Annotated in this window: 25 protein-coding genes; 21 read left to right on the top strand and 4 right to left on the bottom strand. The window is 67.9% G+C overall.

Going from position 1 to position 24,883, the window contains the following annotated elements:
- From ASD15_RS24940 to ASD15_RS24925, 4 genes are all read right to left on the bottom strand, one after another.
- Positions 1-400: filamentous hemagglutinin N-terminal domain-containing protein (locus ASD15_RS24940; RefSeq protein ID WP_200954079.1), on the bottom strand; the 400-nt coding region annotated here is incomplete at its 3' end.
- A gap of 34 nt (positions 401-434) precedes the next feature.
- The gene (locus tag ASD15_RS24935; RefSeq protein ID WP_157201140.1) at positions 435-1,448 is read right to left on the bottom strand and encodes a ShlB/FhaC/HecB family hemolysin secretion/activation protein; all 1,014 of its coding nucleotides are present in this window, start codon (positions 1,446-1,448) and stop codon (positions 435-437) included.
- Positions 1,449-1,572: 124 nt separating this feature from the next.
- Complete coding sequence (locus ASD15_RS24930; protein WP_057157721.1) at positions 1,573-3,825, bottom strand: CHASE2 domain-containing protein; 2,253 nt, start codon at positions 3,823-3,825, stop codon at positions 1,573-1,575.
- 24 nt (positions 3,826-3,849) lie between these two features.
- Positions 3,850-5,517, bottom strand: coding sequence for an HD family phosphohydrolase (locus tag ASD15_RS24925; protein ID WP_057157761.1), 1,668 nt, complete (start codon positions 5,515-5,517; stop codon positions 3,850-3,852).
- A gap of 285 nt (positions 5,518-5,802) precedes the next feature.
- On the opposite strand from ASD15_RS24925, the gene ASD15_RS24920 reads away from it, so the two are divergent.
- The 21 genes from ASD15_RS24920 to ASD15_RS24830 all read left to right on the top strand — a co-directional run bounded on the left by ASD15_RS24920 (position 5,803) and on the right by ASD15_RS24830 (position 24,878).
- Positions 5,803-6,696, top strand: coding sequence for an MBL fold metallo-hydrolase (locus ASD15_RS24920; protein WP_057157720.1), 894 nt, complete (start codon positions 5,803-5,805; stop codon positions 6,694-6,696).
- 86 nt (positions 6,697-6,782) lie between these two features.
- Complete coding sequence (locus ASD15_RS24915) at positions 6,783-8,432, top strand: sensor histidine kinase (protein WP_057157719.1); 1,650 nt, start codon at positions 6,783-6,785, stop codon at positions 8,430-8,432.
- Positions 8,433-8,439: 7 nt separating this feature from the next.
- Positions 8,440-9,147, top strand: a complete 708-nt coding sequence (locus ASD15_RS24910; protein WP_057157718.1) for a response regulator transcription factor — start codon at positions 8,440-8,442, stop codon at positions 9,145-9,147.
- Positions 9,148-9,412: 265 nt separating this feature from the next.
- Entirely contained in the window at positions 9,413-9,559 is a 147-nt protein-coding gene (locus ASD15_RS32645) for a hypothetical protein (RefSeq protein ID WP_157201139.1), read from the top strand.
- A 66-nt stretch (positions 9,560-9,625) separates the two neighbouring features.
- Positions 9,626-9,805 carry a Flp family type IVb pilin gene (locus ASD15_RS24905; protein ID WP_082552129.1) on the top strand — a complete coding sequence of 60 codons (180 nt, stop codon included), beginning with the start codon at positions 9,626-9,628 and terminating at the stop codon, positions 9,803-9,805.
- Between the two features lie 90 nt (positions 9,806-9,895).
- Entirely contained in the window at positions 9,896-10,072 is a 177-nt protein-coding gene (locus tag ASD15_RS31995; protein ID WP_082552128.1) for a Flp family type IVb pilin, read from the top strand.
- A 5-nt stretch (positions 10,073-10,077) separates the two neighbouring features.
- On the top strand, positions 10,078-11,166 hold the full coding sequence (locus tag ASD15_RS24900) for a phosphatase PAP2 family protein (RefSeq protein WP_057157717.1): 1,089 nt from the start codon (positions 10,078-10,080) through the stop codon (positions 11,164-11,166).
- On the top strand, positions 11,159-11,854 hold the full coding sequence (locus ASD15_RS24895) for a prepilin peptidase (protein WP_229418324.1): 696 nt from the start codon (positions 11,159-11,161) through the stop codon (positions 11,852-11,854). The genes ASD15_RS24900 and ASD15_RS24895 overlap by 8 nt, the downstream gene beginning before the upstream one ends.
- Entirely contained in the window at positions 11,851-12,483 is a 633-nt protein-coding gene (locus ASD15_RS24890; RefSeq protein ID WP_057157716.1) for an isoprenylcysteine carboxylmethyltransferase family protein, read from the top strand. Before ASD15_RS24895 ends, ASD15_RS24890 begins: the two co-directional genes overlap by 4 nt.
- Before the next feature lie 14 nt (positions 12,484-12,497).
- Entirely contained in the window at positions 12,498-13,847 is a 1,350-nt protein-coding gene (locus tag ASD15_RS24885) for an ATP-binding protein (RefSeq protein ID WP_200954078.1), read from the top strand.
- Between the two features lie 36 nt (positions 13,848-13,883).
- Positions 13,884-14,729 carry a Flp pilus assembly protein CpaB gene (gene cpaB, locus ASD15_RS24880; RefSeq protein ID WP_057157715.1) on the top strand — a complete coding sequence of 282 codons (846 nt, stop codon included), beginning with the start codon at positions 13,884-13,886 and terminating at the stop codon, positions 14,727-14,729.
- A gap of 92 nt (positions 14,730-14,821) precedes the next feature.
- Positions 14,822-16,333: a type II and III secretion system protein family protein gene (locus ASD15_RS24875; RefSeq protein WP_057157714.1), complete on the top strand. Its 1,512-nt coding sequence runs from the start codon at positions 14,822-14,824 to the stop codon at positions 16,331-16,333.
- Positions 16,334-16,342: 9 nt separating this feature from the next.
- Positions 16,343-16,630 (top strand): hypothetical protein, encoded by a 288-nt coding sequence (locus tag ASD15_RS24870; RefSeq protein WP_057157713.1) that lies wholly within the window; start codon positions 16,343-16,345, stop codon positions 16,628-16,630.
- An 8-nt stretch (positions 16,631-16,638) separates the two neighbouring features.
- Positions 16,639-17,913, top strand: coding sequence for a pilus assembly protein TadG-related protein (locus tag ASD15_RS24865; RefSeq protein ID WP_057157712.1), 1,275 nt, complete (start codon positions 16,639-16,641; stop codon positions 17,911-17,913).
- An 8-nt stretch (positions 17,914-17,921) separates the two neighbouring features.
- Positions 17,922-18,440 carry a TadE/TadG family type IV pilus assembly protein gene (locus tag ASD15_RS24860; RefSeq protein WP_082552126.1) on the top strand — a complete coding sequence of 173 codons (519 nt, stop codon included), beginning with the start codon at positions 17,922-17,924 and terminating at the stop codon, positions 18,438-18,440.
- Positions 18,437-18,889 (top strand): TadE/TadG family type IV pilus assembly protein, encoded by a 453-nt coding sequence (locus tag ASD15_RS24855; protein ID WP_057157711.1) that lies wholly within the window; start codon positions 18,437-18,439, stop codon positions 18,887-18,889. Before ASD15_RS24860 ends, ASD15_RS24855 begins: the two co-directional genes overlap by 4 nt.
- Before the next feature lie 17 nt (positions 18,890-18,906).
- Positions 18,907-20,061: an AAA family ATPase gene (locus tag ASD15_RS24850; protein WP_057157710.1), complete on the top strand. Its 1,155-nt coding sequence runs from the start codon at positions 18,907-18,909 to the stop codon at positions 20,059-20,061.
- A gap of 35 nt (positions 20,062-20,096) precedes the next feature.
- Entirely contained in the window at positions 20,097-21,473 is a 1,377-nt protein-coding gene (locus ASD15_RS24845; RefSeq protein ID WP_057157709.1) for a CpaF family protein, read from the top strand.
- A gap of 39 nt (positions 21,474-21,512) precedes the next feature.
- Positions 21,513-22,484, top strand: a complete 972-nt coding sequence (locus ASD15_RS24840; protein ID WP_057157708.1) for a type II secretion system F family protein — start codon at positions 21,513-21,515, stop codon at positions 22,482-22,484.
- Positions 22,485-22,534: 50 nt separating this feature from the next.
- Positions 22,535-23,473 (top strand): type II secretion system F family protein, encoded by a 939-nt coding sequence (locus tag ASD15_RS24835; RefSeq protein WP_057157707.1) that lies wholly within the window; start codon positions 22,535-22,537, stop codon positions 23,471-23,473.
- A gap of 10 nt (positions 23,474-23,483) precedes the next feature.
- Positions 23,484-24,878 carry a LytR C-terminal domain-containing protein gene (locus tag ASD15_RS24830; protein WP_057157706.1) on the top strand — a complete coding sequence of 465 codons (1,395 nt, stop codon included), beginning with the start codon at positions 23,484-23,486 and terminating at the stop codon, positions 24,876-24,878.
- Positions 24,879-24,883: the final 5 nt, after the last annotated feature.

The raw sequence follows: 24,883 nt of genomic DNA, 5'->3' as shown, positions 1-24,883 counted from the left end.
GAGCGCGCTGGACGCGCTCAAGGTCGGCTGCGCCCAGGCGTTCGCGCTGATCCCCGGCACACACGCCGTTCGGGTTGATCAGGTAGACCTTGCCGTTCGACTGCAGCGCGCCGAGGATCTTGCTGGGGTCCTGGCCGACAATACGGTTCAGCACCTTGCTGTCGCCGCTCTGCTGGATGAAGCGGGTGATCTCGTTGGGATTGATGGAGAAATTCTGCCAATTGATGATGGTGTTCGGCGTATTCGTAATGGTGTACAAATTGCCTTGCTGGAGGAAGCTGGCCTGGCCGGCCACGACTTGCGGGACGCTGGGATTACCGTAGGCGGAACCATAGCAAGCTGCTACCAACACCGCCAGCAGCTTGCGCCGCATGCCTTGGGGAACCTGACCTGTCATCATCGTGCTTACCTCGTTGTGCGTATTATTTAGCGAGTCACCAGCTCAGGTCGACCCTGATGTGCAGGCGATTCTTATCCTGTAGCGGCATCTGGCTGGAGCGCACCACATGGCCGTAATCCACTTGCAAATCCACGTCGCGGGAGAGATTGACGCGCAGGCCCACGCCCACGCTGCCGATCGCCTTGGTGCGCAGCTCGCCTCCCTGTTCGCGGTTGCGCTTGATCATTCCCTTGTCATAAAACACCAGCGCGCGGCAGCGCCAGCGCGCATCGCCGCACAACTGCGGCGAGTATAGCTCGACATTGGCGGTCAGTCCGCTGTCATTTGCCAGATCGCGGGCGCTAAAACCACGCACCTGCGCGCCGCCGCCGGCGCCGATCTGCTCGCCGGGCACCAGCGCGTCGCGCGTGTACTGGCCGTTGACGGCCGCGCGCACCTGGAAATCGCGCGGCAGCTGCCGGGTCAGGCTGGCCGCCAGCCGCACTATGCTGTAGCCGGCGTCCGCGCCGGGACGGGCGCGGCTAAAGTCGGCCTGGCCGCCGCGCGGCCCGCCGGCCAGGTTGCGCAGCACCGTCACCGAGCCGCTCGCCTCGCCCTGCTCGAACAGCCAGCTGCCGCTGTAGTTCACCGTCAGCGGACGGACCGTCACGTCGTAGCCCGCTTCGCTATCCTGCCAGCCTTCGCCGCGGAAGGCCTTGATGCCAGCGCCGTAGTTCAGACGCGACTCATGGCCCTCGCCCCTGGCCAGCAGCTGACTGTAGCGCGCGCCCAACATGGCGCCCTTGCCGCCCTCGGGCCAGGCCCGGGCTTTCCACGCATAGTCGCTCTGGTTGTAGCCGCCGTACAGGTCCAGCGTGTCGCCCGATGACGCCACCGGCAGCCGGTAGTCCAGCCGCAGCGCGCCGCCACCGTTGTCGGCGCTGGCCGAAGCGCTCACGGCGGGCTTATCCGCCGCGCCCTGGACCGCGTCCTGGCCGGCCGGGCAAGCAGCGCCCGAGGCAGCGGCCAAAGCCGCAGCAGCCAGCAGTTGCACGACGCGGCATCGCATGATGGCCTCCGCCCGGACTTGACCTGAGAGAAATACTTATTACTCTCAGTTTAGTCCGAATCGCGTCTTGCGTCCGCTTTTTTTGGCCGCCTGATGTATTTCCGCACAGATACTTTATGTTGGCTTACTTGGTATCAAAGGTGGTTACGCCGTCCCAGTCCGGCGCCGGCGGATGGGTGCGGTAGTGGCCGATGCGCTCCAGGTAGAGCTGGTACAGGCTGTGCGGCGCGGCCGCGTCGAGCGCTTCCAGCGCCGCCTGCGCCGCGTCCCACTGCTGGCTGCGCACCAGCGCCAGCGCCGCGTGCCAGCGCGCCAGCCCGGCGCGCGCCGCTTCATCCAGTTCCCCTTCCCGCCCCAGCGGCTCGAAGATGGCCACCGGCTCGTTCTTGCCCTTGACCCGCACCAGGTCCAGCTCGCGGTAGGCGAATGCCGGCGCCGCCGCGCGGGTGGCCTCGCCCACCGCGATGCCCACGCTGTACACCTTGGTGATGCCTTCCAGGCGCGACCCCAGGTTGACCGCGTCGCCCATGACAGTGTAGGCGCGGCGGATCTGCGAGCCCATGTCGCCCACGTGCATCTGGCCGGTATTGACGCCGATGCCGATCTTCAGCTCGGGCCAGCCGCGCTGAATGAAATCCCGGTTCAGGCGCTGCGCGCTGGCCTGCATCAGCAGCGCGGTGGCCACGGCCCGGCTGGCGTGGTCCGGGAAGGCCACCGGCGCGCCCCAGAAGGCCATCACGGCGTCGCCGATGTATTTGTCCAGCGTGCCCCGGTGGCTGTCGCGGATGTCGGTCGACATGGCCGTCAGGTACAGATTGATGTATTCGCGCAGCGCCTTCGGCGTCAGGCCCTCCGAGATGGTGGTAAAGCCGCGCACGTCGACGAACATCACGCTCAGCTCGCGGCTTTCGCCGTCCATATTGTATTTTTCCGGGTTCTCGGCCATCTCGGCCACCAGCTCGGGCGCCACGTATTCGCCGAAGCGCGACACCAGCGCGCGGCCGCGCCGCACTTCGAAGAAATAGCCCCAGGCCACGTTCAGGATGAACAGCGCCAGCGCCAGCACCAGCATGGACGAGACATTGAACACCAGGTCGTGCGCGCGATACAGGTAGAAGTTGACGGCGCCGGCCGCGCCGATGGCCAGCAGCGACAGCGCGATCGACCAGGCCGGTGCCAGCACCGGCAAGGCCAGCGCCAGCAGCAGTCCCAGCACCACCAGCTGCGCGGCCTCGAACACGGAAGCGTAGTCGGGCCGGAACTTGAAACTGCCGTCGAGGATGGAGCTGATCATGTTGGCGTGGATCTCCACCCCGGGATACTGGGCGTTGACCGGCGTGGCCCGCAGGTCGTTCAGCCCCGGCGCGGTGGTGCCCACCAGCGCGATGGCGCCGGCCAGCTGCTCGGCCGGCACCGCCCCGCGCAGCACGTCGGCGGCCGACACGTAGCGGTAGGCGCCGCCCTGCGGCCCGCCCGCGCCGCGGTACTGGATCGCGGTGGTCAAGCCTTCGCCGACCGGGATGCGGATGTTGCCTTCCTCATGGAACAGGGCGATCGCCTCCAGGCCGCCGTTGGCGCGTTCAGCTTCGGACAGGGTGTCCACCGTGCCCTCGAACAGCGGCGCGATGGAACGCGCGCGCAGCGCCACGGCGGCGGTGGCCAGCGACAGCGTGGGATAGTAGCCGCGGCCGATTTTCTGCAGCAGCGCGGTGGAACGCACCACGCCGTCGCGGTCCGGCATGGCGGTGAAAATGCCGGCGCTGACGGCCGCCTGCTGCAGGCGCGGGATGTTGGCCTCGTAGCCGGCCACCGCGTAGGCATGCACGGTGCGCCCGTTCAGGGCGTCCTCGGTGAAGGCAGGCTTGGGCAGCATGCCCCTGGCCTGGGTGCCGGACAGGCTGTAGCCCAGCACCACCGGCTGGCCCTGGATCGCCTGCGCCAGCAAACCGTCGTAATCGAGTTGCGGCTGCAGGCGCGCCAGCTGGCCCTGCAGGCCCGCCACCTGCTGCAGCTCGCCCTGCGCCAGCTGTTTCAGCACGTCGTAGCCGGAGCTGGTGTCCGGCTCGGGGAAGGAGACGTCGAAGCCGACCGCGGCCACCTCGTAATTCACCGTCAACTGCTCGACCAGCCTGGCCATCACGTTGCGGCTCCACGGGAAGCGCCCTACTTCGGCCAGGCTTTTTTCATCGATATCGACAATCACCACGCGCGGGTCGAGCACCGGCGTCTCGGCCCGCATGCGCAGGCCGGACATGAACGTGTCCATGCGGTCCAGCGTATCGATGTGCAGCACATTGGCCGTATGCAGGATGGCGGCCGCGCACAGCAGCAGTCCCAGCGCCCAGCGGGCGCCGTACTTGCGCAGCGGTTTCAGCACCGGGACACCATGGACGGGGCCACGTCAGGGAACGTAGCCGGGAATCTTCGACTCGTCCACCTGGTCCAGCTGGCGCGCGTCCACATTCTTGTGCGCGAACTCCAGGTAGACCTTGGAGCGGATGAAGATGTCGAACAGGTCCGGATCGATATGGCCGTTCAGGCTGAAATTGCCCAGGATGCGCAGCGACTCCGACAGCGGCTTGCCCTTCTTGTAGGGCCGGTCGCGCGCGGTGAGCGCCTCGAAGATGTCGGCAATGGCCATGATGCGGGCCTGCACCGACATCTGGTCCTTGGTCAGGCCGCGCGGATAGCCCTTGCCGTCCATGCGCTCGTGGTGGCCGCCGGCGTATTCCGGCACGTTCTGCAAGTGCTTGGGCCACGGCAGCGATTCGAGCATGCGGATGGTGACGGCGATATGGTTGTTGATTTCCTTGCGCTCCGGCTCGGTCAGGGTGCCGAAGCGGATGTTCAGGTTCTCCACCTCCTCGGCGGTCAGGAAGTGCTGTTCCTCGCGCAGGAACGGCGGCTCCTCGGCGCCGGGCTCCTTCTTGTACACCCGCGGACCGGTCCAGCGGTAGCCGGCGATCTGCAGCACGCGCTGCTGGTCTTCCGGCTTCATGCCCTCGCCGCCCACATTGGCCTGGCGCAGGAACTGGCGGTCCTGTTCCAGCTGCGCCAGTTCCGTGGCCAGCGCGGCGTCGATGGCGGCGTGATCGGCGGCGCTGCCGCCGGCCAGCTTGGCCTTCAGGGCGCGGATTTCCGCATCGCGCATCAGCACCTCGAAGCGGGTGCCGACCATGTGGATGCGGTCGAAAATGGTTTCCAGCTTGGTGCCCTTGTCCACCACGTGCACCGGGGTGGTGATCTTGCCGCAGTCGTGCAGCAGGCCTGCCAGCCACAGCTCCTTGCGGTCGCCGTCGTCCATGCGGAACTCGGCCAGCGGGCCGGTATCGGTGTTGTGCACCGCCTCGGCCAGCATCATGGTCAGCTCGGGCACGAACTGGCAATGGCGGCCGGTATAGGGCGATTTTTCGTCGATGCCGATGTTGATCAGGTTGACCAGCGCTTCCAGCAGGTCTTCCAGCTGCTGGATCAGGCGCTGGTTGGTCAGCGCCACCGCCGCCTGGGCCGCCAGCGCCTCGATGAAGCGCTGGTCGGTCGGCGAGAAGGCGCGGATCTCGCCGCTGGCCGGGTCCTTCGCGTTGACCAGCTGCAGCACGCCCACCAGTTCGCCCTCGTGGTCGGTCATCGGCACGGTCAGGAAGGACTTCGAATGGTAGCCGCGCTGCTGGTCGAACGAGCGCATGCCGGAGAAGTTGAACACGTCGGCCTGGTACACGTCTTCGATGTTGACCGAGAGCCGGAAATTGGCCGAATAGGCGGCCACCGACGACAGGTTCTTGTCGCCCAGCTCATCGAACAGCGGCACGGCCGGGATGTCGATCCGGTCGCCGCGCGCCCCGCCCTGGCGGATGCCCAGCGTGTCGTTGACCGAGATGTGGAAACACAGGCTGGCGCCGTCGGCGCTGGGGCGGTACAGCGTGCCGCCGTCGGCATGCGTCAGGGCCTTGGCCACCATCAGGATGCGCTCCAGCAGCTCGTCGGTTTCATGGCTGGCCCCGAGGGCCACGCTCAGTTCGGTCAGCTGGTCCAGCCTTTGCGCGATTTGTATGTGGTTCAGCTCTTGCATGGTGTTTTTTATAATCTTTTCGAAGCACAGGCGTGTAGTGGAAGTGTAGCCGCAGCGCAAGCCGCTGTACATTGGAAATCGCGCAAACGGCGCGCCGTGTTTCAGTTGACGACACTGCACCGCCCAGCTCGCTCAAATTCGCAACTTTTGGCCCAGAATTGATGAAAAAAAGGCTATCATCCAAGCGGGATCGCCACTTGCCTGTTCGATCATGGTTCATGCAGAACAGTCAACAGAAGGGCGGCAGTGACAGCACATAAGCGGGCCGAGTTAAGGGTAGAGAGCATGAAATTCAAATTTTGGGGGGTGCGCGGTTCGATCCCGTCCCCGGGTCCGCGCACCACGCGCTATGGCGGCAACACCACCTGCATCGAGGTGCGCAGCGACGACGATACGCTGATCATCATCGACGGCGGCACCGGCCTGTTCGCGTTGGCGCAATCGCTGATCTCCCAAAAGAAAACCCCGGTGCAGGCCAACATCTTCATCACCCACAGCCACTGGGACCACATCCACGGCCTGCCCTTCTTCACCCCGCTGTTCATCAAGGGCAGCCGGGTGCGCCTGCACGGCACCACCGACCCGGACACCGGCAACGGCATCGAGCACGTGATGGGCGTGCAGCTGCAAAACAGCTATTTCCCGGTCAGCGAAACGCAGATGGACGCCACCATCGAGTACCGCACGCTGGCGGTGGGCGAAGCCATCGAGGTGGGCGACGCGGTGGTATCGAACGTGGTCATGAACCACCCGGTGATCGACCTGGGCTACCGCATCGACTGCAACGGCAAATCGGTGTTTTTCACCGGCGACCACGAACCGCACTACAACATCTACCCGGAGCAGCACCCGGAACACGCGGCCTACCAGCAGTACATCGAGGAGCGCATCGGCGCCCTCGAGGACAAGGTGCGCGGCGTGACCGCGCTGATCGTGGACTGCTCCTACACCCGCGAAGAATACCCGGCCAAGCGCGGCTGGGGCCACGGCACCTTCGATTCGGCCTTCGACATGGCCATCAAGGCCGGCGCCAAACAGCTGTACTGCACCCACCACGAACCGACCCGCAGCGACGACGAACTGGAGGCCGTATTCGCCGAAGTGCTGGCGCGCCGCGCGCCGCTGCCGGAAGGCCTGCAGGTGGTGCTGGCCTACGAGGGCCTGGAAGTCACGTTGTAGCGTAGTTGCAAAATTAATACTTTCGCGTAGACAAGCGTCAACCGCCCCGTTAGACTAGTCCATGTTGCACTGCGGCGGAGAAAACAGTGAGCGAACACAGCGCAATCCAAGCGTGGCAAGACCCGGCGGACGCGGTGATGGTCAACCGCATGCGTTCGCTGCTCTCGGCGTCCTGCCTGCTGACCCTGTATATCGATCCGGACGCCATGGGCCGCACCAACGCGTTTGCCGCGCCGGTGTTCGCCGCCTTCCTGGTCTACAGCCTGGCGCTGGACTACAGCCGGGCGCGCCGCTGGGCGCGCGCCGTGGCCTGGGTGGACGTGCTGTGGTTTTACCTGATCGTGCTCAGCACCGGCGGCTCGAGCAGCTTTTTCTACCCCTTCTTCTTCTTCGCCATCCTGAGCGCGGCCTTCACTTCCGGCCTGGCCGCCGGGGCCCGCATCACCATCGCCTCCACCCTGCTGTTCGCCAGCACGGCCGCCTTCACCACCAGCGGCGACGAACTGGCGCGGGTGCTGCTGCGCGCCACCTTCATGCTGGCGCTGGGCTACATGATTTCGCACTGGGGCGGCATGGTGGTGTCGCAGCGGCGCCGCCTGGAACTGCTGCACGAGGTGAGCCGGCAATCGAACCCGCGCTTCGGGGTCGACCACACGGTGGCCTCGGTGCTGGACAAGACCCTGAGTTTCTACGGCGCCGGCACCTGTTTGCTGCTGCTGCGCGACACCGACACCAAGGAATGGATGCTGCGCACCGCCAATACCGGCCAGCCCGGCCACGCGCTGCACGACAAGCGCCTGAGCGCCGAGGCGGCCGAACCGCTGCTGTGCGTGCGCAGCGGCCAGGTGTTGCTGTACCAGCGGCCGCTGTGGCGCTGGCTGCGGCGCGGCCACGAGGCGCACGAATGCCAGCGCGACACCCACAGCTGGAGCCGGGTCGATCCGGCGCCGGCGGGCCGCCTGGCCGAACTGATGGACGCCATTTCCCTGATCGCCGTGCAGGTGCCGCTGCGCCAGGGCGAAGGCTGGCTGATCGTGGCGTCCCGGCGCGACCACAGCCAACAGGACGCGCTGTTCCTGCTGCAGATCGCCGGCCAGGCCTTCCCCATCATCGAAAACATCGCCCTGCTCGACCGCATGGCCTCGGAAGCGGTGTTGCGCGAGCGCGAGCGTATCGCGCGCGACATCCACGACAGCACCATCCAGCCCTATATCGGCTTGCGCCACGGCGTGAGCGCCATGCGCAAGCGGGCCGCGCCGGACAACCCGCTGCTGCCCGACCTGGACGGGCTGCTGGACATGATGGGCCAGGTGATCGTCGACCTGCGCCGCTTTGCGCAAACCTTCCGCAGCGGCGAGGCGCCGCGCGAGCCGGAGCTGCTGGTGGCGCTGCGGCGCCAGGCCAGCCAGGTCAAGCAGTTCTACGGCATCGACATCACGGTCGACAGCACCGGCCAGCTGGCCGTCAACGACCGCCTGGCCGCCGAGGTGTTCCAGATCGTCAACGAGGGCATGAGCAATATCCGCAAGCACACCGAGGCGCGCACCGGCGCCGTGACGCTGGCCTGCGACAAGGGCGAACTGCGGGTGCGCATCGAGAACGACTGCCGCAGCCTGACGCAGGCCGATTTCCTGCCGCAATCGATCGCCGAGCGCGCCTTCGCGCTGGGCGGCAGCACCCGCGTGCAGGCCAGCGCCGGCCGCCGCACGGCGATCGAAGTCGTCATTCCTGTCTGAAGCGCCGATGAGCACACCCGCCACGCCCGCCAATCCCGCCCCGCCATCGGCGCGCATCCGCGTGCTGCTGGTGGACGACCACAAGACCATCCTGTGGGGCCTGGACCGCCTGGTGGGCAGCGAGGCCGACGGCATGGAAGTGGTGGGCGCGGCCTCCGACATCGCCGGCGCGCTGGCGCTGACGGCGCAGCTGGCACCGGACGTGGTGGTGCTGGACCTGGACCTGAACGGCAAGAGCTCGCTGGAGATCCTGCCGACCCTGGCGGCCGCGCCGGGCACGCGGGTGCTGGTGCTGAGCGGCACCCGCGACCGCGATCAGCTCGACCAGGCAGTGCTGCGCGGCGCGCGCGGCGTGGTCGGCAAGGAAGCGGCGCCGGAAATCATGCTGAAAGCCATCCGCAAAGTGCATGAAGGCGAGCTGTGGCTGGAACACGGCATGCTGGGCCGCATCTTCGAGGAAATGCGCAAACCGGCCCACAGCGCGCCGCCGCAGGCCGACCGCCTGGCCAGCCTGACCCTCAAGGAACGCAAGATCTGCCAGCTGCTGGCCGACGGCGGCGGCGCCGTCAACAAGGCGCTGGCCGAGCAGCTGTACATCTCGGAACACACGCTGCGCAACCACCTGACCGCCATCTATCACAAGCTGGGCGTGACCAACCGGCTGGACCTCTACATCTTCCTCACCACCCCGCAAAACGGCCGCCACGACGGCTGACGCTGCGCGACTGTTGTTTTTCGCCAAATTCTCACACTTTGTCACGCTCCGATCATGCTTTTCGCGTGTTGTCATTCTGCGACTACCTCCCTGCAAGCCGCGCCATTACGTGCTTCCATGACAAATGTCCTGCCTGTTGGAAATGGAAATAGGGTGTGTGTCATGGACGAAAAAAGGACATTCATCTGATGTAGCTCAATTCCCCCAGGAATATATTGTTTCCATGGCAGCGCTAATCCAAGCACGGCCCCGCGAGGAGAACAGCATGCAAGCAGCAGACAGTAGGCCGGTCTCCACACGGGGTTTCCTGGGCAGCGAACAGGGCGCCACCTTTTACGAAGCGGTACTGCTGGCGGCACTGGTGAGCGTGGTTTGCATCATCTTGCTGCTGGCGCTGGGCAAGGGAATCTGAACCGCCGCACCGCGGTTGCAGAGGCTACACATCGGGGTGCATTTCTTTAACCAAAGGAGAATCATCATGCAAGCAATTCAAAAATTCTGGCAGCAGGAAGACGGTGTCACCGCAATCGAATACGGCCTGATCGCTGCGCTGATCGCAGTAGCCATCATCGTCGGCGTCACTGCCGTGGGGACCAAGCTGAACACGATGTTTACCAACATCAGCACCAAAATCAGCGGCGTCACGCCAGCGGCCTAAACCAAGACGGCGGTTCCGGGACGGGGTGAGCCCCCGTTTCGGCCCGGCCTCCGCCACCGCACTCCCCACACCAGACACAGCGAGGGCACCATGAAACGCCGCCTCTGCCGCTTTCTCAACGACCGCTCGGCCGTTACCGCGATCGAATACGCACTGCTGGCTTCCCTGATCGCAGGCGTGGTCATCGTCGGCGCCACCGCCTTCGGCGACGCGCTCGGCAATATGTACATCTACGCCAGGGACTTGATCGTCCTTGCCCTGCAATGAAATCCATGACGACATCGGCGCCGGCAACGCTGCTGCGCGAACTGGCCCCCGCACTGCGCGCACACCGCTGGCTGGCCCTGGCGGTCGCCGTGCACGCGCTGGCCGCCGCCGCCATCCGTATCCGCTACCACAGCGGCGCCGGGCTCGGCACGCTGCTGGCCGGCTACGCCTCGTCGCTGCTGGTCGGCCCGCTGTTCGCGCTGGCCGGCTATGCGCTGTACGTCATGCTGTTCATCCGTCCCCGCCTGCTGCTGCGCCACCTGGGCCAGCAGCTGCGCGGCTACCTCAGCCGCGAGCGCGTGCTGTTCGCGCTGCCGGCCATGCTGCTGCTGTCGCTGTTTGCCGGTAGCTTCACCGAATTGAAAGCGGCCGTGCCGCTGATACAGCCATTCGCGCTGGACCGCCGCCTGGCCGAACTGGACCTGGCGCTGCACGGCGGCGTCGCGCCCTGGGTCTGGCTGCAGGCGGCGTTCGGCCATCCGCTGCTGACGGCCGCGCTGAACCTGGCCTACCACCTGTGGTTCTTCATCATGTTCGCGCTGACCTACTGGCTGGTGTTCAGCAGCGAACGCGCCGCCCTGCGCATGCAGTTCCTGTTCAGCTTTGTACTGACCTGGGCCTTGCTGGGCAACGTGCTGGCGGTGCTGATGTCCTCGGCCGGGCCGTGCTACTACGGCCTGGTGCTGGACGGCGCCAATCCCTACGCCGCCCAGATGCAGGCCCTGCATCTGGCCGACCGCGAGGTGCCGCTGCTGGCGCTGCGGGTGCAGGAAATGCTGTGGCAGGATTACCGCAATGGCAGCGCCATCTCCGGCATGGCAATTTCGGCCATGCCCAGCATGCACGTGGCCAGCTCGGTGCTGATGGCGCTGGCCGGCTGGCGCCTGAACCGCGCTGCCGGCATGGCGCTGACCGCGTTCGCGCTGCTCATCATGATTGGCTCGGTGCACCTGGGCTGGCACTACGCGGTGGACGGCTACGTCGGCGCCATCGGCGCGGCGCTGCTGTGGAAGCTGACCGGCTGGCTGCAACACGGACTGCCACGCCAGATACCGGGCCGCGCGCTGCCGGCCGGGAGGCCGCATCATGGTTAATCCAGCGGCCCACGCAGTGGCGGAATTGCCGGCTGGCTCCATGGCCGCCGCGATGACCGACGCCGTACTTGCCTCGATGACCGGCCTGGCCACGCGGCTGGCTGCCGACCCGCGCATGGCGCTGCCGCTGCTGCTGCTGCTCGGCCTGATGGCGGCAGCCGTCTGGCACGACGTGAAGGCGCGCCGCATTCCCAACGCCCTGGTGCTGCCGGGTGCGCTGGCCGGCCTGGCGCTGCAGGGCATGCTGCCGGCCGGCGCCGGCCTGTACGCCCACCCCTTTGGCGCGCTGGGTCTGCTGCTCGGGCTGGCCGGCATGGCGCTGGGCCTGGCCATGCTGCTGCCCATGTATATGCTGGGCACCATGGGCGCCGGCGACGTCAAGCTGCTGGCCATGGCCGGCGCCTTCCTGGGCCCGCAGCAGGTGCTGGGGGCCGGCCTGCTGTCGCTGCTGGCCGGCGGCCTGCTGGGACTGGCGGTGGCCGCGCAGCGCGGCGACCTGGCGCGAGTCTGGAACAACCTGCGCACCATGCTGCTGTCGACCATGCTGCGCGGCATCGGCGGCGGCCGCGTCAGCGTGGACGCCCCCACCGCACCCACCGGCCAGTTGCCGTATGCCATCGCCATTGCGGCGGGCACCACCCTGCAGCTGCTGCTATCCGACCTTCCAGCCTGGCGAGACCTGCTATGAAAACAACGACCACTCCCCTGCGCTGCCTGCTTGCTTCGCGCACCCTGCACGCCTGCGGCGCCCTGCTGCTGGCCGGCGTCTGGATCAGCTTCTGCTACAGCCACCTGCTGGCCTGGCAGCATACCGGCGCCTGGAGCTACCTGCTGTTCGCCGGCTCCGAATCGCTGGTGGCCATGCTGTTCCTGCTGCGCGACCGCCCGGCCGCCGTGTCGGACGCGCCGCTGGACTGGCTGCTGGCGCTGGCCGGCACCGCCACCCCGCTGCTGTTCACGCCCACGGCCAGCGGCATGCTGCCAGGCGGCGCGGCGATGATCGCCGCCGGCGTGCTGCTGCAAATCGGCGGTCTGCTGTCGCTGAACCGCAGCTTCGGCCTGGTGGCCGCGCGCCGCACCGTCAAGACCGGCGGCCTGTACCGCCTGGTGCGCCACCCGCTGTACGCCAGCTACCTGCTGATGTACCTGGGCTACGTGCTGGTCAACACCAGCCTGGCCAACCTGCTGCTGGTGCTGCTCGGCGTGGTGCTGCTGATGGCCCGCATCGTGCGTGAAGAGCGCTTCCTGGCGCGCGACGTGCAGTACCTGAATTACATGGGCCAGGTGAAATATCGCCTGATTCCCCTGCTGTTCTGACCCGAGGTCCCGCCATGCCAGCCGATACCGCCCAAGCCGTCCTGTCCCGCCCTGCCGCCGCGCCGGCACAGCCGCCGCTGCCGCTGAAGGGCACGCCGCGCAAGCCCGCGCCGCGCACCGTGGAGGAAACCGGCCTGCCGTTCATGTTCCTGACCGAGCTGCTGGGCAAGCTGCTGGCCATGCGCGGCCAGCTGCGCCTGGCCGAGCTGTCCGCGCTGAGCAAGCTGCCGCCCAGCGTGCTCGATCCGCTGCTGACCTTCATGCGCGCCGAAAAGCTGTGTGAGATCGGCCGCCGCGGCAGCAGCGGCACCGACGCCGACCTATATTACAACCTGACCGAGTCCGGGCGCGTGCGGGCGCTGGACGTGCTGCGGCGCGACGCCTACGCCGGCCCGGCGCCGGTGCCCCTGGCCGACTACGCGGCCCAGGTGCAGCAGGACAGCGTGCGCCACATCGGCATCACCCGCGAGCGCATGCAGCAAGTGATGGGCCACCTGGTGATCAGCACCGAGCTGCTCGGCCAGCTAGGCGCGGCGCTCAATTCCGGCCGCGCCATGTTCGTGCATGGCCCGGCCGGCAGCGGCAAGACTTATCTGGCCGAGCGCCTGCGCCTGCTGCTGCAAGGCGAGATCACGCTGCCCTACGCGCTGATGGTGGACGGCGCGGTCATCTCGCTGTACGACCCACTGGTGCACAGCATGATAGAGGAAGGCGGGCCGCCGCCCGGCATGTTCGACCGCCGCGCACCGCGTGACCAGCGCTGGCTGCGCAGCACGCGCCCGGCGGTGCTGACCGGCGGCGAGCTGACCCTGGACATGCTGGACCTGCGCTTCGACACCGGCTCGCGCCTGTACCTGGCGCCGCCGCACCTGAAGGCCAACGGCGGCGTGTTCATCATCGACGACCTGGGCCGCCAGCGCTGCTCGCCCAGCGAACTGATGAACCGCTGGATCGTGCCGATGGACCGCCACCTCGATTTCCTGGCGCTGCAAAGCGGCTACAAGTTCCCTATTCCGTTTGACGTGACCGTGGTGTTCTCGTCCAACCTGGCGCCGGCCGACCTGGCCGACGCAGCTTTCCTGCGCCGGCTGGGCTACAAGATCCACGTCGGCGCGCTGACCGAGGCGCAGTACCAGCGGGTATTCCAGCAGCAGTGCGAACAGCTGGCTATCCCATACGCCGAGGAGCACTTCCGCTACCTGCTGGACCAGCTGCACGGCCCGCAGCAGCGCGCGCTGATGGCTTGCTATCCGCGCGACATCCTGGGCCAGGTGTGCGACCTGGCGCGCTATCAGGGCTGCACACCGCAACTGGGACGGCCGGTGCTGGACTGGGCCTGGAACAATTATTTCACTGGCGCCTGAACCCGGCGCAACGCCGGCAAGGCAGAGGAGACGAACATGAGAAACACACGCGCACTGGTGATGATGCTGATCGCCGTGATACTTGCAGGCGGCGCCGTGCTGGTGGCGGCACGCTGGATCAATGGACAGGCCGCCAGCCAGGCCGGCACCGGCAAGGTGGCGGTGGCGCTGGTCGACATCGCGCTGGGCTCGCGCCTGAACCCCGACATGGTGCGCATGGTGGACTGGCCGGCCAACGCCATGCCGCCCGGCGCCATCAGCGACCCCAAGCTGCTGGCCTCGCGCGTGACGCGCTCCAGCCTGCAGCGCGGCGAGCCGCTGATGGAAGGCAAGCTGGCGCCGCCCGGCACCCAGGGTGGACTGTCGGCGGTGGTGGCCGAGGGCAAGCGCGCCATGACGGTGCGGGTCAACGACGTGGTGGGCGTGGCCGGCTTCGCCCTGCCCGGCAACTTCGTCGACGTGCTGGTCAACACCCAGGAGGACGGGCCGCGCGGCATGAAGGACGCCAGCATCTCCAAGATCGTGCTGGAACGGATACTGGTGCTGGCCATCGCCCAGGAAGCGGGACGCGACGAGACCAAGCCCAAGGTGGTCAACGCGGTAACGCTGGAACTGTCGCCGCAGCAGGCCGAGCGGCTGGACCTGGCGCGCAGCGTGGGCACCCTGTCGCTGGTGCTGCGCAACCAGGCCGACCCCGACCCGGTGCGTACCGCCGGCGCCACCAAGGCCAGCCTGCTGGACGCCAAGCTGGCGGCCGCGCCGCCGGCGCCAGCCCCGGCCCGGGCGGCAGTGCTGGTGCGCCCCCGCCCGGCGCAGCCGCCGCGCGAAGCTGACATGGTGGAAGTCATGCGCGGCACCGCCGTCAGCTTTGAACGCTACTGAACGCTACTGAACGCCATTGAATGCGATTGAATGCCATGAACGCCACGAACGCCATTGCGCGGCCGCTTCGGCCAGCCACAGGAGACCATCACATGAAACCACTCAGCACAAGGGCGCCAGCGGCGCGCCGGCACCTTCTGGCCATCGCGGCCTGCCTGGCGGCGGCCAGTCCGGGCGCCGCCCTGGCCGCGGCAGCGGCCGCCGGCGGCTGCGAAGGCGTGACCACGGCGGGCGAACCCGGCAAAGTGCAGGAAGCGCCGCGCCGCCTGCCTGCGGCCAAGGGCCCGGCGCTGACCACGGCCGTGTCGCTGGCCGAGGGCCGCTCGGTACTGCGCCCGCTCGACGCTCCGGTGGCGCGCCTGTTCGTCAGCGATCCCTGCGTGCTGGACGCCAAGTACATCCAGCCCAACCAGCTCTACCTGATCGGCAAGCGGCCCGGCGCCGCCAACGTCATCATGTGGAACCAGCAGGGCGACGCCAGCATCCTGGACGTGACCGTCAGCATGGACACTGCCGTGCTCAAGGCCAGCTATGCGATGCTGCCGGAAAAAGTGAGCGAATCGATCCGCATCACGCCGGCCGGCGACACCATCATCGTGTCCGGCACGGTGGCCGACGTGGTGCAGGCTGAACAGGTGCTGGCGCTGGCCAACGCCCACTTGCAGCGCGGCCGCAGTCCCGCCCAGGGCCAGGCCGAAGGCCAGGGCCAGGCGGCGCCCAAGGTGGTCAACATGCTGGCCATCGCCGCGCCGCAGCAGGTGATGCTGGAGGTGAAAGTGGCCGAGGTGTCCAAGACCCTGGTCGACCAGCTGGGCGCCAGCCTGGGCATGAGCCGCACCATCGGCTCCTGGACTTACACCATGCTGACCAATTTACTGAGCAACAACCCGGCCGTGCTCGACGGCTTCAACAACCGCAATGGCAACTTCCTGACGCTGGATGCGCAAAAACGCGACGGCCTGATCAAGGTGCTGGCCGAGCCGACCATCATGGCCATCAGCGGCCAGGAAGCCAGCTTCCTGGCCGGCGGCAAGATCTTCATCCCGGTGGCGCAAAACAACAACGGCGGCCAGCAGACCATCACGCTGGAGGAGAAAGAGTTCGGGGTGGCGGTCAAGTTCACCCCCACCGTGCTGGCGGGCGGCCTGATCAACCTGAAAGTGGCGCCCGAGGTGTCCGACCTGAACAAGGAAGGCGTGGGCATCACCGCCACCGGCGTCAACACCACCGCCATCCTGCCCTCGTTCACCACGCGCCGCGCCACCACCACGGTGCAGCTGCGCGACGGCCAGAGCTTCGCGATCGGCGGCCTGATCAAGAACAACGTCACCACCAACGTCAAGGCCTTCCCGGTGCTGGGCGAGATCCCGGTGCTGGGCGCGCTGTTCCGCAGCAGCGACTTCCAGACCGACCGCAGCGAACTGGTGTTCGTCATCACGCCGCGCCTGGTGCAGCCGCTGCCGCTGGACTACAAGCTGCCCACCGACGGCTACATCCAGCCCAGCCGCAGCGAGTTCTTCTTGCAGGGCAAGCTGGAAGGCAAGCCGCCGGCCGCCCCCGCCTCCACCGCAGCCGCCGCCGGCGGCGGCTTTGACCTCAAATAGGAGTCCATCATGCAGACTTCCACTTTCCTTGTCCCCGTGGCCGCATCGCTGCTGGCCTTGCTGGCCGGCTGCGCCCAGCAGTCGCCGCTGCTGGACGCCCAGATGGAGCAGTCGGTACGCATGCTCAACGTGCAGCAGGTGCGCTACCCGGAGGCCGGCCGCCAGGCCAGGCCGGCCGACGGCATCGACGGGCGCGCCGCCGCCAGCGCCTACGCCCAGTACCAGAAATCGTTCCAGGCGCCGGAACCGCAGCCGCAGGCCTTCACCATCGGCATCGGCAGCGGCAAAGGCAAATAGGCGCCGCCATGTTCTCGCTCCTGTCCCCAGCCCAGCGGCGCCAGCGCGGCGCCGTGGCGGTCATCGCCGCCATTGCCCTGCCCATCCTGATCGGCTTTGCCGGCCTGGCGCTGGATGGCGGCCGCCTGTACATGCAGAAGACCGAGCTGCAGAACGCAGCCGATGCTTGCGCATTGGCCGCCTCGCGCGAACTGACCTGCGACCCGTCGGCCGGCGCCTGCGCCGCCAGCTTCCTCATCAACGCCGAGAACGCCGGCCTGGCGGTGGCCGGACGCAACCGCATCGATTTCCAGGGCAGCCCGCTGGGTTCGGCCCAGCTGACCGCCGCCGACATCACCTTCAGCACCACCTACGGGCCGGCCTCGTCCTACCTGTCGCGCGCCGCCGGCGCCAGCCCGGCCGCCAAATACGTGCGCTGCCAGCCGCGCCAGACCGGCGTGCTGCCCTGGTTCATGCAGGTGCTGGGCGTAGGCGCGCAATCGATCAACGCCGACGCGGTGGCCTCGCTGTCGCCGGCCCAGACCAATTGCGCCATTCCGATCGGCGTGTGCATGACCGCCACCGGCACCTCCAGCAATCCGTTCGCCGGCCTGACCGTGGGCCAGTGGGTGACCAGCAAGCTGAGCTCGTCGGCCACCGGCAGCTTCGACTGGATCGATTTCACGCCGCCGGGCGGCGGCGCCAGCGAGCTGGGCGACCTGCTCAAGGGCACCGGCCAGTGCAGCACTTCCTCGTCCAGCAACGTGGGCGAGCAGGGCAACAAGGCCAGCCTGGCCAAGGCCTGGAACACCCGCTTCGGCCTGTACCAGGGCAGCGACAGCGTCACCACGGCCACCCCGGACTACACCGGCTTTGCCTATACCGCCACCAGCTGGCCGTCCAAATTCAACGCCTACGGCGGCACCAGCGGCAGCACCAGCAACTTCCTGGCGGCGCGCACCCTGTTCAAGCCCTACCAGGGCGACAGCGCGTCCGGCATCAACATCATCGGCAACCCGGCCGTCAGCAGCGCCGCCCAGCACCAGCAGTATGGCGCCGACCGCCGCCTGGTGACCGCGCCGGTGGTCAATTGCGCGGCCTGGGCCGGCGGCACCGGCTCGCAACAGGTACCGGTGCTGGGCTATGCCTGCGTGCTGATGCTGCACCCCATGGGCAAGGACGACGACGAGGTGTTCCTCGAATACCGCGGCAAGTCTACCGACCTGTCCAGCGCATGCGCCACTTCCGGCGCGGTGGGCGGTCCAAGCAGCATGGGGCCGCTGGTGCCGGCCCTGGTGCAATAGGAGCGGCCATGCACACGTCCGACTTCCGCTCCTCGCTCCGCGCCCTGCGCGGGCGCCGCCCGGCGCTGCGGCGCCAGGCCGGCACCGCCGCCATCGAACTGGCCATCCTGGCCACGGTGCTGGTGCCGCTGACGCTGGGCGTGACCGAACTGGGGCGCGCCATGTACCAGTACAACTCGCTGATCAAGGCCACCCGCGACGCCACCCGCTACCTGTCCGGCCAGGGCCCCGGCGACGCCGCCGACATCGCCATCGCCCAGTGCCTGGCCGTGTACGGCACGCGCGACTGCAGCGGCAGCACGCTGCTGCCGGGCCTGACCACGGCCATGGTCAGTGTGTGCGACAGCACCAGCTGCGCCGGCACGCACGCCAACCAGGCCACCGGCAGCGGCGTGATCAACCTGGTGTCCGTCACCATCAGCGGCTATGTGTTCACCCCGGTGGTGCCGCTGCCGGTATTTACCAACCTGACCGGCGCGACCATCACGTTCAGCGACGTCAGCACCACCATGCGGCAGATCCTATGAAAACGCCAACCACACGCCATTTCTCGGCCCGCCAGCGCGGCACCACCGCGGTCGAATTCGCCATCGTGGTGGCGCTGTTCCTGATGCTGCTGCTGGGCATGATGGAAATGGGCCGCATGCTGTACTACTGGAACGCGGGCGTGGAGGCGACCCGCCTGGGCGCGCGCGTGGCGGCCGTGTGCGACATCAACGACAGCGCCATCAAGACGCGCATGCAAAACATCCTGGACATCCTGCCCACGGCCCAGATCAGCGTGACCTATGCGCCGGCCGGGTGCGACCTGAACACCTGCACCAGCGTCACGGTGAGCGTGCTGGCCGGCACCACGGTGGCCACTTATATACCCTTTGTCCCGCTGGCGCTGACGTTGCCGGCGTTTAGCACCACGCTGCCGCGCGAGAGCATGCGCAGCGCCATCGACGGCATCGCCAACCCGGTGTGCGATTGACCTCAAGGAGCAGCATCATGCGTATCATCGTTGTGTCGCAAGCGGAAAAAAATCTGCTGGAAATAGCCCGGCTGCTGCGCGAGCGCAGCACTGCCGACGAAATCGACGTGGTGGCCGGCACGCTGGCGCGGCTGCAGGAGCCGCGCGGCGCGGCCGTGCTGCTGCTGCACCAGGCCACGCTGGACAGCGCCGACCTGGAGCAGCTGGAAGTGCTCAGCAGCCGCAACCCGGCCATGGCCATCGTGCTGGTGTGCCAGCCGCAGCCGGCCGAATTCCTGCTGCGCGCCATGCGCAGCGGCGTGCGCGAAGTGCTGGCCGCGCCGCTCGACCCGTCCCAGCTGCACGCGGCCATGCGCCGCATCGAAGACAAGCTCAGCGCCAGCAACCGCTCGCTGGGCAAGGTGCTGGCCTTCATCTCCTGCAAAGGCGGCAGCGGCGCCACCTTCCTGGGCACCAACCTGGGTTACGCGCTGGCCACCCAGGAAAACAAGCGGGTGGCGCTGCTGGACCTGAACCTGCAGTTCGGCGACGCCTCGCTGTTCGTGTCCGACCGCAAGCCGCTGGCCACGCTGTCGCACGTGGCGCAGCAGATCCACCGCCTGGATGCGTCCTTCCTGGCCGCCTCGATGGTGCAGGTGTGCCCCAACTTCCATGTGCTGGCCGCGCCGGACGACCCGGCCCAGGCCAACGACGTCAAGCCCGAGCACGCCGAGCAGCTGCTGCAGCTGGCGCGCCTGCACTACGACTTCGTGCTGCTCGACATCGGCCGCAGCCTGGACGCGGTGAGCGTGCGCGCGCTGGACCACGCCGACATGATCTTCCCCATCCTGCAGCTGACCCTGCCCTACATCCGCGACGGCAAACGCCTGCTGGGCCTGTTCCGCTCGCTGGACTACAGCCGCGACAAGATCCACCTGATCGTCAACCGCTACGCCGCCAGCGGCGAGATCCGCCTGAGCGACTGCGAAGAAGCGTTCGGCTCGCCCATGTACAAGACCGTGCCCAACCACTACGAGGCGGCTGCCGCCTCGGTCAACCAGGGCGTGCCCATCCTGCAGCTGGCGCGCACCAGCCCGGTTTCCCGCGCGCTGCTGGAAATGGCGCGCACGCTGGTCGGCGACAACGCCGAAGAATCGCGCAGCTGGCTGTCGCGCATGCTCAAGCGCGCCTAGTCCCGGACTTTCACCCAATACAGGAGACACCCGCCATGACCTCGGAAACCCAATCACTGCGTGACCGCCTCACCAGCGGCGGCTCGGCCTTCGGCAGCACGGCGCCGTACGCGCTGCCGAAAGCGGGCGGCGTCGACAGCACCACCTACCAGGCCCTGAAACACCGCACCCACCAGGCCCTGCTGGACCGGGTCGACCTGGAGGGCATGCAGCAGCTGAGCAAGGGCCAGATCCGCGACGAGCTGGCAGTGCTGGTGAGCCGCCTGCTGGACGAGGACACCGTGGTCATCAACGACGCCGAGCGGCGCAGCCTGACGCGCGACATCCAGTACGAGGTGCTCGGCTTCGGCCCGCTCGAGCCGCTGCTGTGCGACCCGACCGTGTCCGACATCCTGGTCAATACCCACAGCCAGGTGTATGTGGAGCGCGGCGGCCGCCTGGAACTGAGCGAGGTGCGCTTCACCGACGACGCCCACCTGATGAAAATCATCGACAAGATCGTCTCGCGCGTGGGGCGCCGCATCGACGAGTCCAGCCCCATGGTCGACGCGCGGCTGCCGGACGGCTCGCGCGTGAACGCCATCATCCCGCCGCTGGCGATCGACGGCCCGATCATGTCGATCCGGCGCTTCGCCGCCGAGCCGCTGCGCCTGGCCGACCTGGTGGAATTCCAGAGCCTGAGCAGCGGCATGGCCACCATCCTGCAGGGACTGGGCAAGGCCAAGGTCAACATCCTGATCTCGGGCGGCACCGGCAGCGGCAAGACCACCATGCTGAACGTGATTTCCGGCTTCATCAGCCACGCCGAGCGCATCATCACGGTGGAAGACGCGGCCGAGCTGCAGCTGCAGCAGCCCCACATCGTGCGGCTGGAAACGCGCCCGCCCAACATCGAGGGCAAGGGCGAGGTGACGCAGCGCTCGCTGGTGCGCAACGCGCTGCGCATGCGGCCGGACCGCATCATCCTGGGCGAGGTGCGCGGCGGCGAGGCGCTCGACATGCTGCAGGCCATGAACACCGGCCACGAGGGCTCGATGGCCACCATCCACGCCAACAATCCGCGCGAGGCGCTGACACGGCTGGAAAACATGATCAGCATGGCTGCGGCCACCCTGCCGGTGAAAGCCATGCGCCAGCAGATCAGCTCGGCCATCGGCGTGGTGGTGCAAGTGGCGCGCCTGACCGACGGCAAGCGCAAGGTCATGTCGATCGCCGAAATCACCGGCATGGAGGGCGAAGTGATCACCATGCAGGAAGTGTTCAGTTTCAAGCAGACCGGGGTCGACCAGGGCGGCAAGGTGCTTGGCGCCTTCCGTGCCAGCGGCGTGCGGCCACGCTTTTGCGAGCGCCTGAAGAGCTTTGGCGTGACGGTGGACGAGACGCTGTTCGATCCCAGCCGGGATCTGACGTAACGGGACGGCGGCCAAGCGGGCCTGACTAGGGGAACCATCGTGGACTATCTCTATTACATCTTCGGCATCCTGATCTTCATCGCCGTGGTGCTGGCGGTCGAAGGCCTGTTCCTGGGCTGGAACGCCAGCCGCGGCCCGGAGGCGGAACGGATTGCGCGCCGCCTGCGCATGATGTCGGCCGGCGCCAACGGCCAGGGCAGCTCGATGATCAAGCAGCGCCTGCTGAGCAAGTCGCCGCTGATGCAGCGCCTGCTGCTGGGCATGCCGCGCGCGCACCAGCTCGACCGCTTGCTGGAACAGTCCGGCCTGAGCTGGAGCGTGTCGCGCCTGCTGACGCTGATGGGCCTGGCGGTCGTGCCGGTGGCCATCGCCGCGCTGTGGGCCGGCCTGCCGCCGCTGCTGGCGCTGGCGGTGGGCGCGGCCGGCTGCCTGCTGCCGCTGCAGTACGTGATGCGCCGCAAGCGCCGCCGCCTGCAGCAGATCGACCAGCAGCTGCCCGACGCGCTCGACCTGATTGGCCGCGCGCTGCGCGCCGGCCACGCCTTCCCCACCGCGCTCAACATGGTGGGCAACGAGATGCGCGACCCGATCGCCGGCGAGTTCGCCACCGCTTTCGACGAGGTCAATTTCGGCATCGCCATGCAGGACGCGCTGATGAACCTGGCCACCCGCGTGCCCAGCACCGACCTGCGCTACTTCGTCATCGCCGTCACCATCCAGCGCGAGACGGGCGGCAACCTGGCCGAGCTGCTCGACAACATCAGCACCATCATCCGCGAGCGCATCAAGCTGCTGGGCCAGGTGCGCGTGCTGTCGGCCGAGGGCCGCATGTCGGCCTGGGTGCTGGGCCTGCTGCCCTTCGGCGCGGCCGCCATGATACAGCTGGCCAACCCGGCCTTCCTGAACGTGCTGTTTACCGATCCGGCCGGACGCATGATGCTCGGCTTCGCCGGCGGCCAGATGCTGCTGGGCTTTTTCGTCATGCGCAAGATGATCCATATCCGCGTGTAGCGCGCGCCGCATCCTCCGAACCTGTAGACCTGTAGAACCGGGAGTCCGCCATGAGTCCATTCCAATTAGCCAGCCTGGCCCTGCTGTTCGTGGCCGTGTTCGGCGCCGTGCTGCTGATGCTGAGCCGGCTGTCGCGCAGTCCGGTGCAGCAGCGCCTGGCCGAGGTCGGCGATTCGGCCGAGCGCAAGCGGCGCGCACCCGGTCCGTGGAGCGCGCGCATGACGCGCTGGGCCTCGGCCCTGGGGCAATTATCCGCGCCCGAGAACAGCTGGGAAAATTCGGCAATCCGCACCCGCTTCATGAATGCCGGCCTGCGCCATCCTACCGCTCCCACCTTGTACTTCGCGGCCAAGACGGCGCTGGCCATCGCGCTGCCGCTGACGCTGTACCTGGGGCTGAACGTGGGCGTCGGCCGCCTGGAGGGCAACTCGCTGCTGATGTGGCTACTCATTGCGGCGGCCGCCGGCTACTACCTGCCCAACCAGCTGCTGCGCATGCGCGTCAAGCAGCGCCAGCGCGAAATCTTCGAGAGCTTCCCCGACGCGCTGGACTTGATGACGGTGTGCGTCGAAGCCGGGCTGGCGATTGACGCCGCGCTGGGCCGGGTATCGCAGGAGATCAGCCTGCGCAGCGCGGTGCTGAGCGAGGAGCTCAAGCTGGTGACCCTGGAGCTGCGCGCCGGCAATCCGAAGGACCGCGCGCTGCGCAACCTGGCGCTACGCACCGGGGTGGACGACGTCGACGCGCTGGTGGCCATGCTGATCCAGGCCGAGCGTTTCGGCACCAGCGTGGCCGATTCGCTGCGGGTGCAGTCCGAAACGCTGCGCACCAAGCGCCGCCAGCGCGCCGAGGAAGCAGCCGCCAAGATCGCGCTCAAGCTGCTGTTCCCGCTGATTTTCTTCATTTTCCCGTCCCTGCTGGTGGTGTTGATGGGGCCGGCTTTCATCCAGATCTACCGGGTGCTGCTGCCCGGCATGAGCAGCCAATAAGGAGACTTCCATGTCCCACGATTCCATGTCCCACGATTCCATGTCTCACGATTCCATGTCCTGCGCGTCCGTTTCCCGCGAGTCCACCATCCGCGCCGCAGCCGTGCGCATCAGCGGCACGCGCCGCCTTCCCGCACCGCTGCTGGCCGCTTGCAGCGCGGTACTGCTGCTGGGCTGCGCGTCGCCGCCGCACACCACCGCGCTGGCCGTGCAGCCGCTGCTGCGCATGCAGCACAGCGGCGACCAGGGCGCGGCCGCCTGGTACCGGCTCGGCAAATACCACCAGGAGCGCGGCCAGATCGGGCTGGCGATGGGGGCCTACGCGCAGTCGCTCGCGCTGGACGGCCGCCAGCTTGACGCCCGCATGGCGGTGGCGGCCATCGACGCGCGCCAGGGCCGTCTGGCCGAAGCGCGCGACGCCTTGCTGGCCCTGGTGGACGACTACCCGGCACAAGCGCAGCTGAGCAACAACCTGGGCTATGTGTACCACCTGATGGGCGACCAGCAAGCCGCCATCGCCATGCTGCGCCGCGCCCTGGCGCTGGACGCAGCCAGCACCCGTGCGCAAGACAATCTGCGTCTGGCCGAAGCGGCGGCTGCCGCCGGCGCCGCCAGCGCCCAGCTGGCCGCCGCGCCAGCGCCAGCACCCATCAGCACCGCGATCAGTCCCTCCGCCGGGGCCGCTGGAACCGCAGTGCAAGCTGTACCGGCGGTGTCCGCCGGTGCCGCTCCCCCCATGCCTGCCGCCACCGCCACCGCACCAGCGGTGCCGGCCACGCGCTTGCCGCTGCCTGCCGCCGCCGAGGCCGTCGACGCCGGTTTGCCGCCGCCAACTCGCGCCGAACTGCGCGAAGTGCAGGAGCAGCTGCGCCAGCTCCAGTTGCGCCACGCGGCGACCGAAGCGGCCGCCGCAGCCGCCACGAAAATAGCAAGCGATGCTGCCGCAACCGTGGCAGCGACCGCCACCAGCTTGGCCGTGGCGCCATTGCCTGCCACTGCATCGTCGGCCCCTGCGCCGCTGCCCGCCGTGCCGGCGCCTTCCGCCGCGCTGCTAGCGCAGCTGGAAATTGCCAACGGCAACGGCGTGCCCGGCCTGGCCAAGCGCTTCCGCCGCGCACTGGCGCAACTGGGCATCCCGGTCGAGCGCCTGAGCAACGAAAAGCCCTACCGCCAGCAGCAGACCACCATCGAGTACCGCCCCGGCTACCGCCAGCAGGCTGCCGAGCTGCAAGCCGCGCTGCGCGGCCAGGCCACGCTGCAGGACGCCGGGCCGCGCACGCGCACCGAGCTGCGCCTGGTGCTGGGCAAAGACGCGCCAGCCCAGCTGGCCAGCGCGGAAAACGCCGCCACCTTGCTGGCCGCCCTCGGCACCGGCATCAGCACAAACACCAGCAGCAACGATTGAGCGTC

The sequence above is a fragment of the Massilia sp. Root351 genome (assembly GCF_001425045.1).
In the GTDB taxonomy this organism is placed as follows: Bacteria; Pseudomonadota; Gammaproteobacteria; order Burkholderiales; family Burkholderiaceae_D; genus Rugamonas.
Note: the sequence above shows the minus strand (reverse complement) of the source record. Positions and strands in the feature narration are given on the sequence as shown.

Coding starts and splice junctions, on each gene's coding strand:
- ASD15_RS24920 (WP_057157720.1), top strand. CDS start 5,803: ATGAAATTCAAATTTTGGGGGGTGCGCGGTTCGATCCCGTCCCCGGGT.
- ASD15_RS24830 (WP_057157706.1), top strand. CDS start 23,484: ATGTCCCACGATTCCATGTCCCACGATTCCATGTCTCACGATTCCATG.
- ASD15_RS24870 (WP_057157713.1), top strand. CDS start 16,343: ATGCAGACTTCCACTTTCCTTGTCCCCGTGGCCGCATCGCTGCTGGCC.
- ASD15_RS24925 (WP_057157761.1), bottom strand. CDS start 5,517: ATGCAAGAGCTGAACCACATACAAATCGCGCAAAGGCTGGACCAGCTG.
- ASD15_RS24835 (WP_057157707.1), top strand. CDS start 22,535: ATGAGTCCATTCCAATTAGCCAGCCTGGCCCTGCTGTTCGTGGCCGTG.
- ASD15_RS24845 (WP_057157709.1), top strand. CDS start 20,097: ATGACCTCGGAAACCCAATCACTGCGTGACCGCCTCACCAGCGGCGGC.
- ASD15_RS24885 (WP_200954078.1), top strand. CDS start 12,498: ATGCCAGCCGATACCGCCCAAGCCGTCCTGTCCCGCCCTGCCGCCGCG.
- ASD15_RS24850 (WP_057157710.1), top strand. CDS start 18,907: ATGCGTATCATCGTTGTGTCGCAAGCGGAAAAAAATCTGCTGGAAATA.
- ASD15_RS24900 (WP_057157717.1), top strand. CDS start 10,078: ATGACGACATCGGCGCCGGCAACGCTGCTGCGCGAACTGGCCCCCGCA.
- ASD15_RS24875 (WP_057157714.1), top strand. CDS start 14,822: ATGAAACCACTCAGCACAAGGGCGCCAGCGGCGCGCCGGCACCTTCTG.
- ASD15_RS32645 (WP_157201139.1), top strand. CDS start 9,413: ATGCAAGCAGCAGACAGTAGGCCGGTCTCCACACGGGGTTTCCTGGGC.
- ASD15_RS24905 (WP_082552129.1), top strand. CDS start 9,626: ATGCAAGCAATTCAAAAATTCTGGCAGCAGGAAGACGGTGTCACCGCA.
- ASD15_RS24860 (WP_082552126.1), top strand. CDS start 17,922: ATGCACACGTCCGACTTCCGCTCCTCGCTCCGCGCCCTGCGCGGGCGC.
- ASD15_RS24890 (WP_057157716.1), top strand. CDS start 11,851: ATGAAAACAACGACCACTCCCCTGCGCTGCCTGCTTGCTTCGCGCACC.
- ASD15_RS24865 (WP_057157712.1), top strand. CDS start 16,639: ATGTTCTCGCTCCTGTCCCCAGCCCAGCGGCGCCAGCGCGGCGCCGTG.
- ASD15_RS24935 (WP_157201140.1), bottom strand. CDS start 1,448: ATGCGATGCCGCGTCGTGCAACTGCTGGCTGCTGCGGCTTTGGCCGCT.
- ASD15_RS24910 (WP_057157718.1), top strand. CDS start 8,440: ATGAGCACACCCGCCACGCCCGCCAATCCCGCCCCGCCATCGGCGCGC.
- ASD15_RS24855 (WP_057157711.1), top strand. CDS start 18,437: ATGAAAACGCCAACCACACGCCATTTCTCGGCCCGCCAGCGCGGCACC.
- ASD15_RS24895 (WP_229418324.1), top strand. CDS start 11,159: ATGGTTAATCCAGCGGCCCACGCAGTGGCGGAATTGCCGGCTGGCTCC.
- ASD15_RS31995 (WP_082552128.1), top strand. CDS start 9,896: ATGAAACGCCGCCTCTGCCGCTTTCTCAACGACCGCTCGGCCGTTACC.
- cpaB (WP_057157715.1), top strand. CDS start 13,884: ATGAGAAACACACGCGCACTGGTGATGATGCTGATCGCCGTGATACTT.